General features: G+C 39.5%; 13 protein-coding genes. 8 read left to right on the top strand and 5 right to left on the bottom strand.

Translation table 11 applies throughout. The features are described 5' to 3' along the window. Positions 1–56 precede the first annotated feature (56 nt). The 5 genes from ccmM to DSM106972_RS07980 all read left to right on the top strand — a co-directional run bounded on the left by ccmM (position 57) and on the right by DSM106972_RS07980 (position 7236). Positions 57–1811 carry a beta-carboxysome scaffolding protein CcmM gene (gene ccmM, locus DSM106972_RS07960; protein ID WP_127080187.1) on the top strand — a complete coding sequence of 585 codons (1755 nt, stop codon included), beginning with the start codon at positions 57–59 and terminating at the stop codon, positions 1809–1811. A gap of 233 nt (positions 1812–2044) precedes the next feature. Then, the gene (gene ccmN / locus DSM106972_RS07965) at positions 2045–2869 is read left to right on the top strand and encodes a beta-carboxysome scaffolding protein CcmN (RefSeq protein ID WP_127080188.1); all 825 of its coding nucleotides are present in this window, start codon (positions 2045–2047) and stop codon (positions 2867–2869) included. 53 nt (positions 2870–2922) lie between these two features. Then, complete coding sequence (gene ccmO / locus DSM106972_RS07970; protein WP_127080189.1) at positions 2923–3687, top strand: beta-carboxysome assembly protein CcmO; 765 nt, start codon at positions 2923–2925, stop codon at positions 3685–3687. Between the two features lie 862 nt (positions 3688–4549). After that, positions 4550–5479 (top strand): LysR family transcriptional regulator, encoded by a 930-nt coding sequence (locus DSM106972_RS07975; RefSeq protein WP_127080190.1) that lies wholly within the window; start codon positions 4550–4552, stop codon positions 5477–5479. A 149-nt stretch (positions 5480–5628) separates the two neighbouring features. Beyond that, on the top strand, positions 5629–7236 hold the full coding sequence (locus DSM106972_RS07980; protein WP_127080191.1) for a mucoidy inhibitor MuiA family protein: 1608 nt from the start codon (positions 5629–5631) through the stop codon (positions 7234–7236). Positions 7237–7332: 96 nt separating this feature from the next. Here the strand turns inward: DSM106972_RS07980 and DSM106972_RS07985 are convergent, their stop codons facing one another. Further along, positions 7333–8682, bottom strand: a complete 1350-nt coding sequence (locus DSM106972_RS07985) for an alkaline phosphatase family protein (protein ID WP_127080192.1) — start codon at positions 8680–8682, stop codon at positions 7333–7335. 76 nt (positions 8683–8758) lie between these two features. On the opposite strand from DSM106972_RS07985, the gene DSM106972_RS07990 reads away from it, so the two are divergent. From DSM106972_RS07990 to DSM106972_RS08000, 3 genes are all read left to right on the top strand, one after another. After that, on the top strand, positions 8759–9325 hold the full coding sequence (locus DSM106972_RS07990; protein WP_127080193.1) for a YdcF family protein: 567 nt from the start codon (positions 8759–8761) through the stop codon (positions 9323–9325). Positions 9326–9499: 174 nt separating this feature from the next. Beyond that, the gene (locus DSM106972_RS07995; protein ID WP_127080194.1) at positions 9500–9976 is read left to right on the top strand and encodes a hypothetical protein; all 477 of its coding nucleotides are present in this window, start codon (positions 9500–9502) and stop codon (positions 9974–9976) included. A gap of 58 nt (positions 9977–10034) precedes the next feature. Next, on the top strand, positions 10035–11072 hold the full coding sequence (locus DSM106972_RS08000) for an aldo/keto reductase (protein WP_127080415.1): 1038 nt from the start codon (positions 10035–10037) through the stop codon (positions 11070–11072). Between the two features lie 22 nt (positions 11073–11094). Here DSM106972_RS08000 and DSM106972_RS08005 read toward each other — a convergent pair whose 3' ends face one another. The 4 genes from DSM106972_RS08005 to DSM106972_RS08020 form a co-directional block, all read right to left on the bottom strand. After that, positions 11095–11958: a hypothetical protein gene (locus DSM106972_RS08005; protein ID WP_127080195.1), complete on the bottom strand. Its 864-nt coding sequence runs from the start codon at positions 11956–11958 to the stop codon at positions 11095–11097. A 2-nt stretch (positions 11959–11960) separates the two neighbouring features. After that, the gene (locus DSM106972_RS08010) at positions 11961–13022 is read right to left on the bottom strand and encodes an AAA family ATPase (protein WP_127080196.1); all 1062 of its coding nucleotides are present in this window, start codon (positions 13020–13022) and stop codon (positions 11961–11963) included. Positions 13023–13136: 114 nt separating this feature from the next. Continuing rightward, on the bottom strand, positions 13137–13424 hold the full coding sequence (locus DSM106972_RS08015; protein WP_127080197.1) for a hypothetical protein: 288 nt from the start codon (positions 13422–13424) through the stop codon (positions 13137–13139). A 51-nt stretch (positions 13425–13475) separates the two neighbouring features. Continuing rightward, positions 13476–14375 (bottom strand): ADP-ribosylglycohydrolase family protein, encoded by a 900-nt coding sequence (locus DSM106972_RS08020; RefSeq protein ID WP_127080198.1) that lies wholly within the window; start codon positions 14373–14375, stop codon positions 13476–13478. Between the last annotated feature and the right edge of the window lie 174 nt (positions 14376–14549).

Genomic DNA, 14549 nt, shown 5'->3' on the forward strand with positions numbered 1-14549 from the left:
GCTGAGTACTGAGTGCTGAGTATAACTCTTAACTTTAATCCAGGAGGCAGAAAGTAATGGCAGTCCGTAGCGCGGTGGAGGCGGCGCCCCCAACCCCGTGGTCAAAGAATTTGGCTGAACCAAACATCGATGCAACGGCGTTTGTACACTCATTTTCCCATATCATCGGGGATGTAGAAATTGGCGCCAATGTAATTATTGCACCGGGTACTTCAGTGCGAGCTGACGAAGGTACGCCGTTTTATATAGGTGAAAATACTAATCTCCAAGATGGTGTAGTAATGCACGGCTTGGAGCAAGGTCGCGTAATTGGCGACAATAAGAAAGAATATTCGGTATGGGTAGGTAAAGACACCTGTATCACTCACATGGCTTTGATTCATGGCCCTTGTTATGTGGGAAATAATTGTTTTATCGGCTTTCGCTCGACGGTATTTAATGCCAGAATCGGTGACGGTTGTATTGTAATGATGCACGCGCTTATTCAGGATGTAGAAATTCCGCCGGGTAAGTACGTACCATCAGGAGCAATAATTACTAGCCAGCAACAAGCCGACCGCTTGCCAGATGTGCAATCTGAGGATAAAGAGTTTGCTCACCACGTAGTTGGTATCAATCAATCTCTTCGCGCTGGTTATCTCTGTGCTGCGGACACAAAATGTATTACGACGATTCGGAATGAGTCTAAATCGTCGAGTCAGAGTCAAAATAACGGTTTTAGTTTTGCTTTTGAGAGGGACAACGAGGTGTTAGGTAATAAGTTAGGCGCCGAAACAGTAGAGCAACTACGCTATTTGTTAGAGCAAGGATTCAAAATTGGAACCGAACATGTAGACCAGCGTCGATTCCGCACTGGTTCATGGGCTAGCTGTTCTCCAATTGAAGCCCGCTCAATACAAGATGCTATTGCAGCATTAGAATTGTGTTTAGTTGAACATAGTGGCGAGTACGTCCGTTTGTTTGGTATTGATAAAGGTAGACGTCGCGTTCTCGAAACAATTATCCAACGTCCAGATGGTGCCGCTACCCCATCAGCTACAACAGTTGGATTCAAGGCGCCAGCTACAGGTTACGGTAGCAATGGTGGTAGCCATAGCAACGTTAGTAGTACTTATGGAAATGCAGGCGCCAGCTACAGTAATGGTAACGGCAGCGGTCGCATCAACAGCGAAACTGTAGAGCAAATTCGCTCCTTACTTAGTAGTGGATACAGAATTGGTACGGAACACGTAGACGAGAGACGCTTCCGTACAGGTTCATGGCAAAGCTGTCAACCAATCGAATCAACCTCCGCAAATGACGTAATTTCCGCTTTGGAAGATTGTATGGTAAATCACCAAGGCGATTACGTGCGTTTAATTGGTATCGACCCGAAAGCCAAGCGCCGCATTCTCGAAACAATAATCCAGCGTCCAGGTGGTGCAGTTGCACCAAGTAGCAATGGTGCCTCCAAATCTTTTGCAGCACCCGCAGTATCGGCACCCGCTACAAGTTATTCTTCTAGCTATTCTTCGTCGAGCAAATCTTCGAGTTACTCCTCTTCTAGTTCACGCTTAAGTCCAGAGGTCATCGACCATCTGCGCCAACTCACTGCTGGAGGGTATAAAATTAGCGCAGAACACGTAGACGAACGCCGTTTCCGCACTGGTTCATGGCAAACCTGCGGGCAAATTCAAGCAAACTCTGAACGTGACGCTGCTGCTGCACTCGAAGGATTCCTCTCGGAATATCAAGGTGAATACGTGCGTTTAATTGGTATTGACCCCAAAGCCAAGCGTCGCATCTTAGAATTAATCATCCAACGTCCTTAAATAGTGCTGAGTAGAAAGTGCTGAGTGCTGAGTAAAGTTAGAATAAGAGTTAGGAGTTAGGAGTTAGGAGTTAGGAGTTAGGAATTAAAAGTATTACTCAGCACTCAGCACTCAACACTCAGCACTCAGCACTCAGCACTCAACACTCAGCACTCAACACTCAGCACTCAACACTCAACACTCAACACTCAACACTCAGCACTCGTCACTCATTATTTTGGTAACGTTTTATTATGTCAGTGCCGCCACTGCTGCGACTTAGTAGTAGCTTTGAATCTTATATCGGTGGCGAGGTGATAATTCACGAAAGTGCAGTAATTGCACCCGGTGTAATTTTAAACGCAGCTCCAAACAGCAAGATTCTAATTGGTGCTGGGGTATGTATTGGTATGGGTTCAGTAATCCAAGTTGATACAGGTACCCTGGAAATCGAAGCTGGAGCAAGCTTAGGCGCCGGATTTTTGATGGTTGGTGAAGGTAAAATTGGAGCAAATGCTTGTATTGGTGCAGCTACAACTGTCTTTAGATGTTCTGTGGAGGCATTCCAAGTTGTGGCGCCAGGTTCAATACTAGGAGATAAAAGTCGTAATACTATTGATATTGAAAAGGGCTTAGAGAATCAACCTACAAGTCAACCTACAAGTCAAGATAGTTCAAGTCAAGATGCTTTGAATTCAACTCAAAATACACAGCAAGAACTAGAGGATGTATGGTCAGAGGGTAGTAATAGTAACAGCACTTACAGCAACAATAGATATAAGTTTAATAATGGATATTATTCTGCGAGTAAAATAAAGCACGAGACTGCGAGCTTGAGTTCAATGCCAACAGCGAATAACCCTGACGCGGTTTCATCACAGTCTGATACTTCCAATAGCTCTAGTTTAATTCCCCAACAACCATCATCAAATTCTATCCAACCTCAAGCCAATGTTGATCAAAACACTTTTGGTACCCATATTTCTGGACAAACGAGTATCCAGCGACTATTAGTAACTTTATTCCCCCATCGACAAGCGTTAAATAAACCTTTGTTAGATGACGGCGAGTCAGAATAAGTGTTAATCCTTAAGTACCGTATTATCAAGTCGAGTATCCAGGAGTTAGGAGAATGGACGCATACAATCAACGCTCGATTGGCGCGAATCAGCCTCGACGAGATATACTCAAGGATACAGCCTTGGGAATGGTATCAACGCGCAGTTTTCCTGCAATAGTTGGCACGGCGGATATGATGCTCAAGTCGGCAGGTGTACACTTAATCGGCTATGAAAAAATAGGTGATGGTTATTGCACTGCTGTTATACGCGGTGGAATTGCCGATATTCGTTTGGCTGTTCAAACTGGTGAAGATACTGCCAAACAATTTAATGAGTTTGTCTCAAGTTTAGTAATTCCTCGTCCATATCCTAACTTAGAAGTTATATTGCCTATTAATAGCCGTTTAAGTCAGCTTGCAGAGGGAGACTCCTACAGTCGTTTGAGCAATTTGGCTATCGGCTTAATAGAAACACGGGGTTTTCCCGCATTGGTCGGCGCCGCCGATGCTATGCTCAAAGCTGCCGATGTACAATTAGCAGCTTATGAAAAAATAGGAGCTGGTTTGTGTACCGCAATAATTCGCGGTTCAGTAGCAAATGTCGCTGTTGCAGTCGAAGCTGGAATGAATGAAGCTGAACGTATTGGTGAACTTAATGCTGTAATGGTTATTCCACGACCACTTGACGAACTCGAACAAACATTGCCCGTCGCAAGTTGTTGGGTAGAAGAACGTCAACCGTTGAATATACCACTCAATATTAGACAACCAGTTGCAGAAGCTCAAGAATTACCAGAATTAGCAAAACTCCCAATGAAAATTACAGAAGAACTGTAATAAATTACTTCAGTAATTTACTATTAAAAAAAACGTTGTACACACCTAATAGATTAGAGGTTAGTACAACGCTAAATACTATCCCCCAAGATTTATTTCTTTAAGGTGTGTAACGCGGTGTCAGCGCTATGAACAAAGTTCACTATAAGCCTCTTTATACTCATAACAAATCGATAGTAGTGAGACTTTGATTTCCTAGTGCTGTGGCTGGAAGGCATCTTACGCTTTGCTTGTTTTTTCGATGATAGCCGTTCTAGCTCATAAAGAAAAGACGAATATTCTGATAAACAGGATAGATAAATACCTATTAAACTAATTACCTACGGTACACTCCGTGAACGCAATTTACTCTACACATAAACATACGATTACATTTGTCTTCAACTGCGGAATATTACTGAGATTTTACTGGAATTCTTAGAATGGCACCGAAACTTGATGAAAGAAAAAGTTAACGTTACATAAGCTTTTTACTATCGTTTTAATTTAATTTATGATTAAATTCATAGACTCTAATCTATGGTGCAAAAAAAATTTTAGGGTTTCGCCATTATTTTCTGCACTATTTCTTAGTGTTCTGTGATACTAGAGTTATATAGTGATGTCAATTGAGCTGTAATATTGCTCGATATAGTTGTTAAATGGTTAATCAAAGGACTATTCGTTTATTTATAGCTTTTCAAAGAAAAGACCCTTTAAAAACGAGCTAGAACACAGGAAACGGTAATGTACCATCCGAGCATCTGGCAAAAAAGTAGTCCTTTGTGTAATAAACGGTTAATAACATGCGTGTAATAACGCTTTCTCAAAAAGAATCGCTAATTGCTATGCCGTATGAACTGCTATTAGAGGAGAATCACCTTTGAACCAAGCCACCCTACACCAGTTAAAGGTGTTCGAGGCAGCGGCACGTCACGGTAGCTTTACCCGTGCTGCTGAAGAACTATTTTTGACGCAACCTACTGTTTCGATGCAAATAAAACAACTTACCAAATCGGTTGGGTTGCCTTTATTTGAGCAGGTTGGCAAACGTTTGTATCTGACTGAGGCAGGAAGAGAGTTATTTGCGACTTGCCGTCAAATTTTTGATACTATAGCTCAATTTGAGATGAAGGTCGCGGACTTAAAAGGTCTGAAACAAGGGCAATTGCGCTTGGCTGTAATTACTACTGCAAAGTATTTTATACCCCGCCTTCTTGGCCCATTTTGTCAATTATACCCAGGTATAGATATTGCATTACAGGTAACAAATCACGAGGGTATTCTCGAACGCATGAGCGCGAACCTCGATGATTTATACATTTTGAGCCAAGTACCTGAGCATATGGACGTTAACTACCAACCATTCTTAGAAAATCCAATGGTTGTTGTGGCGCCAATAAATCATCGACTAGCGAAGGAGAAAAAGATTTCCATCCAGCAGCTAGAAGACGAACCGTTTATTATGCGTGAACCAGGTTCGGGAACTCGTCGTTCTATCCAAAAGTTATTTGACGAACACAATATCACCGTGAAAGTCAAATTAGAGTTGGGAAGTAACGAAGCGATAAAACAAGCAATTGCAGGTGGTTTAGGAATCTCAGTACTATCGCGTCACACTTTGCTACCAGAACTAGCAGACTTGACGATTTTAGATGTTGAGCATTTCCCTATTAAACGTGATTGGTATATGGTTTACCCCAATGGTAAACAGCTTTCAATCGTCGCGCGCACTTATTGCGAGTACCTTTTGGATGCAGCCAAGCAATTTAATCAAAAAACTATTGGAGTTTATGCCGAAGCCGAAAGATAAACTTTAATTGGCACTGCTTGATAATGGTACACATGTCGCTATATATCGTCATGCGGATGGCGCCGTATGAAGTACTATAAAAGCAATAATTGCCTGAAGTACACAGAAAAACGCCATCCAACCGTTAAATCCTATTTCAGCGGAATAAAATGCGATACCCAAGCCAAATTATCGACACTGAAATTATTGCAGTTACAGTTTACACAGACCAAGCTCTGGTAACACGTCAAGGAAAAATCGAACTATTCGGAGAAGAGCGAGAATTAGTTATTAATAACGTACCAGTTACGCTCGACACCGAATCAGTACGAGTTGGAGGTAGAGGTCGAATAGTCGTAAAAGTTGGCAATGTGAATGTAGAGCGTGTTTACGCGACTGAACCATTAGTTGCGCGCGTTGCCCAAATTACGACTCATATTGAACAATTAGAATCAGAATTGAGTTATGTACAAGCGCAACTCGATGGTTTAGCATTGCAAGCGCGATTTATTGAAGGATTACGCGAAAAAACCGAAGAACCATTTGCCCAAAGTCTATCGCGAAAAAATTTAAGTTTAAGCGAAACCCTAGATTTTGTAAATTTTCTCGGTAGTCAATATACCGAATATGGTATTGCCACAAAAGACAGTCAAAACCGCAAACAAGAAATTGACAAAGAATTACAAGCATTAAAGCAACAACTTCGTCAAATTCAAACCCCACTACCAAAAGAAAGTTTTAAATTAACAGTGGATATTGAACCTGCGGGTGCAGGAGAATTTGAGTTAGAAGTAACTTATGTAGTTAAACGTGCTGCATGGGCGCCATTGTACGACATGCGTGTTAACAGTACAAATAAAACCCTTAGTCTTAACTACATCGCCGAAGTTACACAAAACACAGGTGAAGATTGGAATAATGTCGCACTAACTTTATCAACAGCCAAACCAGGACTAGGAACACTGCCACCAAAATTAGAACCCTGGTATGTAGGAATACGTGAACCACGAATAATGCCAAGTCCAGCAATGAGCGCACCAGAGAATGCCAGAATGGTAAGGCGCCGTGCGTATAATCTAGAGTTTAGAGACCAGGACGACGATGAGCAAGAAGATAATTATATAGAAGCTGAAATACAACAAGCCGAAGTATCAAAAGAAGGAAGCGTTGTTTCGTTTAAATTAAATACCAGTACAAATATACCAAATGATGGAGCGCCACACAAAGCAACAATTTTTAATAATGATTTTCCTATTCATTTTAGTTATATAGCAATGCCACGTTTGGTCAGCTTTGCTTATTTACAAGCTACCGTTAGGAATCCTACGGGAGGCGCCACCTTATTACCAGGTAAAGCCAATATCTTTCGTGATAATGTATTTGTAGGCACAACGCAATTAACAAATGTGGTGCCGGGACAAGAATTTCAACTCAACTTAGGTATTGACGAAAGCATAAAAATAGAGCGTGACTTGGTAGAACGGCAAGTAGATAAAAAGCTAATTGGCAGTAACCGTAAAATTACTTATGCCTATCGGCTAATTCTGACTAACTTACTTAGTCAAGAAGCAAATTTAAAACTAAGTGAGCAAATCCCAAAAAGTAAACACGAACAAATTAAGATTTATCTCAACCGTTGTAACCCACAAATTCAGCTTGGCGAAATGGGTATATTAGAATGGGAATTCAGAATGGCGCCGCAATCTAAGCAAGAATTATATTACCAATTTATTATCGAGTATCCACCAAATTTAGATATTGTAGGATTAAATATTTAAATCTTGTAGTATAAAATCTTGTGGAACGGGCATCCTTGCCCGTCCTTTTAACCTACAATGAAACAGGCAAGATGCCTGTTCCACAAGAGACATAAACTACAATCTATAAGCCAAAAAGGGAATCAACATTTCCGCATGACTCAAACCACCATGAATTCCAACAGGATAATGTTGTGTATCATTCTCAAAACTAACCCAATCACCTCTGGGAATAATTATCGCATCACCCAAACGGTTATAACTTAATTGACTTAACTCATTTCCTGGCAGTCCCAATAAACCTAATTCTATAGCTTCAGCTTTCGACAATAGCAAAAATTCTTCAGCTAAATTTTCTTGCACATAATCATAAACTTCTTTTTCTTTACCTTTGTGAATATATAAATAGCGTGCTTGAGTTCCCCCTGTAAACGGAGCAGACAAGTTTTTATTTAAAATTGGGTGATGGTTTAACCAAGTTATTTTATCTGGATGAACCGCACGCTGACCGTGGTCTGCTGTAATAAGTAATACAGTATCATTACGTCCTGCTAACGGCGCCAAAACTTCGCGGTAAAGTGAAAAATCAATACTAGCTACTTCTGCTCGGTAGTTCTGACTTAGCGGTTGATAACAATGGGCAAAAGTATCAATTTCAGGAATATATAAATAAGTAAAGCTTTTAACATTAGGTGTTTTGCTTGTTAAACGCTGACGCAACTGAGAAAAAGCATCAGCAGGAGTTCGATAACCAAAAAAGCTATTGAGCAGAGCATTACTGCCAGCACTAGTAAAACGACTAATACTTGTGTTTTTAAATTTATGGAAATTAATAATTTCAACATCTACACCTGACTTTTCCATCAACACGTAGATATTAGGCATTGGTAAAAGTGTATCAGGGTTAAGTTGAGAGTCTAAATAAGGCGCCGATGTTGGTGTAAAGCTAGGACGAAAACCAATTAAATTTACTAAACTACCAACTTCTTGAAAGTATATATGAGTATTAATTAAACCATGTAGAGCAGGCGCCTGTGCGGTTGCAGCAGAAGTTAATGCTGTAACAGTTGTACTAGGAAACACAGAAGTAGCGGGCATAAAAAAAGCCTGCGGTGAATTGCAGGCTTGGGTTAAGCTTGGTATTACACCTTCACTGCTCAACGTTCGGAACTGTTCGTAACCAAAAGCATCTAAGATAATTAATACTACATGATTGATAGGCGCCTGTTGTTGCCAGCTATGCCAAGCATCTGTTAATGATTTAATCGCTAAAAGTTCAGGATTAAAAGGTGTTACAGTTTTGTGTGCGTTTAGTACATAAGGTTCACACAACCATTCAAGCGTTAAAGCTGCAATATTAGAAAGTCCTAGTCCATCGTAACTAGGTTTTAACATTGCAGGCGCCAGTGCTTCTGGTATTTGTTGTCGTTGTATAAGAGCTTGTTCTACCGCAGTTATATTATTCATGGTTGTTTACTCTACCCTGCACCGTATATTCTAACTTCTATACATTTGTATTATGCGCTATACGCGAGTTATTAAAATGACTTGTTTATTTTTAATAGGGTTGCTGCTAGTAATATTGTTTACTGCTAGTCATATATATATTTACGGTAATACACCAAGTTTAATTAAAGCTGATGCAGCTATAGTGTTAGGCGCCGAAGTTTGGAATAATAAACCATCACCAGTATTTCGTGAACGTATTAATCATGCAGTTAATCTTTATAAAGCTCGTGATGTTAGTAAATTAATTTTTACAGGTGGAGTTGGTGTAGGTAAACCAATATCAGAGGCAGAAGCAGGAAAATTATATGCGGTTAACAATGGAGTTGATGAGCTAGATATATTAACTGAAACAAAATCACGTACTACTAATCAAAACCTTAAGTATGCTAAGGAAATTGCTCAACAGCATAATTTGAGTAAATTTCTGGTTGTAAGTGACCCGTTACACATGAAGCGCGCGGTCGAGATGGCAAGAAATTTAGGTTTAGACGCATTTCCTTCTCCGACACCTACTACTCGCTATCGTAGCTTTGAAAGTCAGTTACAGTTTTTATCGCGCGAGACATACTTTTATTTTGTTTATTTGATTTTTAGAGCTTAAAGATTAATTAACCATCTTGTAGAATGTCTTGTGGAACGGGCGTCCTTGCCCTGTCTTAATAATAGAATAGTACTAGGACGGGCAAGGATGCCCGTTCCACAAGAAAAGTTTGAAATAATCTGAAATACCTCTTTGTGAAACTGTAGTCAAAGCTACTAAACATAGAGGTACATTATGATTCATCATATTTCAATTTCCGCTCGTAACCCTGAACGTGTCGCACAAGCTTTAGCTGAGGTCATGAAAGCAATAGTTGCACCGTTCCCACCTCATCCAGGTAGTTATTTTGTTCTACCACAAGATAATTATGGAACGGGGATTGAAGTTTATCCTAATGGTTCTGAGCTTTTGCCAGGTGAAGGAAGTTCATCATGTCAGTTTGCGATGAATGATAACGCTTCTCAATTTACCGCTACCCATGCGGCAATTTCTGTACCTACGAGTATTGAAGAAATTGAGCAGATTGCAGAACGCGAAGGATGGCGTGCAGTACGTTGTAATCGAGATGATATATTTGATGTGATGGAGTTTTGGGTAGAAAATCGCTTGATGATAGAATTTTTGACTCCAGAAATGGCATCTCAATATTTAGCGTTTGTAACAAATCCAGAAATGATTAAGTCATTTATGCAGGCGCCTGCACTAGCGTAAGTGTTATTGGGTTAATATGAGCGATGGTTACGTTTACCGTCGATTATCTACAACGCTTATGAAGTATAATAAACTGGGTGACAGCGACCTGAAGGTTTCTGAAATTTGCCTCGGTACAATGACCTTTGGACAACAGAATACTTTAGAAGAAGCACATCAGCAGTTAGATTTTGCAGTTTCACAAGGTGTAAACTTTATTGATACTGCTGAGATGTACCCAGTTCCACCACGCAAAGAAACTTACAGTAAAACAGAAGCTTACATTGGGGAGTGGTTAAAAAATCAACAACGTGACAAACTAATTATTGCCACAAAAATGGTCGGAAGAGGAAGACGTTTTAAGTGGGTGCGCGATGGTAATGTTGGTGTAGACCGTAAAAATATCACTGAGGCAATTGAAGCGAGTCTCAAAAGACTACAAACCGATTACATTGACCTTTACCAAATCCACTGGCCCGACCGTTATGTACCTACATTCGGGCAAACTGTCTTTGATTATAAACAAGAGCGTGCCTCTACTCCAATTGCAGAACAGTTAGAAGTTTTTGCCGAAGTCATTAAAGCAGGTAAAATTCGTTATTTAGGTTTGAGTAACGAAACACCGTGGGGAGTATGCGAATTTAGTCATGCAGCCAAACAACTTAATTTACCTAAAGTAGTTTCCATACAAAACGCTTATAATCTTATCAACCGAGTGTTTGATTCAGCACTAGCAGAAGCATGTTACCGCGAAAATGTTGGCTTGCTTGCGTATAGTCCACTTGGTTTTGGAATGCTATCGGGTAAATATATAGATAAAAAACCTGAAAATTCTCGTCTTGCTTTATTTGAAGGGTTTGGACAGCGTTACAACAAACCAAATGTCAAGGAGGCAGTAAGCAAATATATAAAGATAGCTAAAAAGTATAATTTAACTCCCGTCAACTTAGCATTAGCCTTTGTAAGTAATCGCTGGTTTGTTAGCAGTACAATTATAGGCGCCACCACATTAAAACAACTAAAAGAAAATCTAGCAAGCGTCGATATTAACTTAACTCCAGAAATTTTAGCAGAAATCGACGCAGTTCATACCCGTTATCCTAATCCGGCGCCGTAACACACCATTATATAATCAGCGCCTACAACAAAGCAATCCTATTTTGTAACTCAATCAAATCGGGATGTTCATTTACATTTATTTGGTTAAGTGCCCAATCAAAGAAAGGATTAAGAGAAATATATTGAGATTGCTGTTGCTGCATGGCTTTTTGAATATCTTTGCCATGAAACCAAATCAAATATTGTCTATCAGACCAAAAGTTTGGTTGAGAAAAGTGTTGCTGGTAAGCAGCGATACTTTCTAAAAACCTATCTTGTGTCACGATGCTAGTAGCTTGTTGGAACTGGTTAATTAGTGTCAAAGCTTCAGATTGACAGTGTTGTAAAGTTAATAAGGACGGAAGTTTACCACTACCACCTGTCCATGTCGTCCTTAGTTGCTGTCGGGAAGCACTTAATTGTATCAAATCAGCTAACGCCCATCTTACCACTTGATAATCTTGTAAACTTTTTGCTGCTTGTTCTATCCATGTCGAAATAGCTGCAATTCCTGGGGAATCCCCATGTCCCCATCTAGAAATAGGATTATTTTGTTTTTCTATATACCTTGTGACCCAATAATTATGGATTAAATTGGAGTCTAATAAATAATTCTCGACGCAAGCACGGTGAGTAAGTAACATCGAACCGATTGGAATTAGTTGAATATTATCTGTTGGTTTGACATCAAAATCACGGTCACGAAAAACTATATATTTTTTATTTATAGTCTCACTTCTTGAAAAATAGCCTTCAACAAAAACTGAGAATGTGAATTTACTGCCAGAAGGAACTATAGTAGGTTTATTTATAGAAAGGTTTTCAAGAACTCTATTTATTAATCTAAAATCTAAACTAGTTTGCTTACCTTCACAAAAAATAACTTTATCACCAACGACGCTCACAACTACACCCCTAACCGTATAATATAACCTTCTGGCACTAATTGCTCAATATAATTAGAGTGGGTTGTAATTATAAACTGATTATTATTTCCTAGTTTAGGCAAAGCGCGTAAAAAAGCTTGTTGCATCGGTGGATGTAGATGTAATTCAATCTCATCGATTAAAATTACTGAGTTATGAATATTCCAGCTAGCAAAATCCATCAACATCGGAAATATAGCACGTTCACCTCCAGACATCTCAGATATTTCATACTGGTTTTTACTATCATGTAAATAAAACCAAGGTTCGCTAAGAATATCATCTAGATTTTCTCGTAAAACTGGACCAGAGAAACTCCGTTCTGGAAATACCGTTTTGTAAGTACGTTCAATTTCAGCGTATAAATCCTTTCGTCCATTACGCGATGAGTGAATTTTAGCATTTTCTACATCTTGATGAAACAGGCGCCATTTTGACAAACGGTCACGTAAAAGGTCTTCTGTAATTTCTAGCTTTAGTCCTGGGTCTTCGGTCGTTAAACTTGTAGAAGTTCTTTGTTCTGTGTACCAAAGAATTGTACCCACCTGCTCAAAAACTTCAAACCCTTCAGTACGACGAAGTTGTTTCGCGTATTCTCGTCCTCTAAATTGCAATAATTCAGCATTACTTGTTGCTTGCACTTTTCCATCATGCCATTTGAGAGTAACAATATGATTTTTAGCAGCACTCTCTATATTACGTCCCAATTCTAATAATTTATGTTGTAGATTATGTATAGCTTGGAGTTCGGGAGAAGAAAACTGTACTTTTACAGTTACTTCTGGTTCAAAGTTTCCCCAGTTACTACTAAGCAGTTCATAATTAAACCCTGTCCACTCTAAATCAGAAATGTTTTGTAACCGTCCAGTTGCAGTACCTAATGTTGCAGCGATAGCTTGTAAAAGACTCGTTTTTCCAGCACCGTTCATTCCCACTAAAATAATCATATCTCTCGCCAACCCAGTTTCTGGGTCAGTAAAATCAAATTCTGGTGAGGAGAGAAACTTTTTGAAGCGTTTTAGTTGAACAGATTGAACTTTCATATAATAAGTTAAGAATTTTTCTCTTCTTTCTTTCCTTTGCGCCCTTTGCGTCCTTTGCGGTTCATTAAATAAACGTCATTTTAATTAATTATTGCACGAACCACTATATTACAATTAGGGATAGTTATCGTAGATGCTCTCACGACTTAAAGCATAATCCGAAAGTGTCGGTATCAAGCCATTACGATGTTCAACCTCATCAAGAAATTTATCTAAATCAGCTTCTAACTCGTCTTCATTTTCAAGCTGATTATAGTTAGTTTTTTTACCCAGTAATGCTTCGACTGTAGGCGCCAATGCATCAGCTAGCAATTGTCGAATACTGAATGCGCCTTGACGCGCGATACTTTCTTGAAGCTTTTGTTCTAATTCGGGTGTCAATTGCAGTGTAATAGTAGTCATTTTTATAAAGTCAGAGTAATGAGCGTTTTGTTCTTATATTAACAGGGCAAGCTAATCGTAAGCAGGAAGGGACAAAGCTTCGCGTGCTTGCAACCACTCGGTAGGTATACTTTCGGCGCCCGCAGAACATGCTACAATTCCACCAACAATTGCACAAGTTGTATCTCTATCACCCAATCCCCTAACGGTTGTCCAAATTGCCTCTGTATAATTATCAAGATGTTGTGCTGCACACCATAATGCAAATGGTACAGTATCTTGTGCAGAAATTTTGGCACCTGAACCAAGTATTGCCGCAGCATTTTCTATAGATATATTTTCACTTAAATTACTCGCACGCTCAATTTTTGATTTTACTTCGCTTTCAGGAATATAACTAATTACTTGGTTCAGAAACTGTTGTTTTGTAACTTTAGAATTAGAAGCAATACCAGCAGCTACTGCAACTGCAACTGCACCAGAAGAAGCTTCGGGATGTGCATGAGTAATTTCTGCACTTTTTATAGCTTGGTCAACTAATAAATCTATATTATCAGCAAAATATGCTCCCAATGGCGCCACTCGCATTGCTGCACCATTGCCGTATGAACCTTGTCCATTAAATAAACTTGTAGCTAGCTGGCGCCAGTTTTTATTATTATCACGAATATGTGTGAGTAACTTATGCATTGCAGGGCCATAACCGCGTTCTGTATCATAGCGTTCTGCAAAGTCTCTTGCTAGGGCGTCTTGATTTATTTCTTGATATTGTCGCAATATAGAAACGATTGATAATGCCATTTGTGTATCGTCTGTATAATACCATACTCCACTTGGCAACGCGCGTAAATTAATTAAGTTTTCTGCCACATCTGGATGCACGAAGAATTTTTCTCCAAATGCATCTCCTACTGATAATCCTTGTAATGAGTTTATTGCGCGAGTTAAGCGCGCTTCTTTTGTAGATTCCATAGATTATATATATACTAAGAACTGGTTAGGGCTTTACTTTTAAATAAAGTTAAAATCTTTAAGATGCTACCCTACCCTTCGGGATATCCTCCGGATAACGTGAAAACTGCGTTAACGTTCCTCAGCATGACGTGATAGAGATGCTTCGTTCCTCAGCATGACGTGATAGAGATG

Source organism: Dulcicalothrix desertica PCC 7102, from assembly GCF_003991905.1.
Classification (GTDB): domain Bacteria; phylum Cyanobacteriota; class Cyanobacteriia; order Cyanobacteriales; family Nostocaceae; genus Dulcicalothrix; species Dulcicalothrix desertica.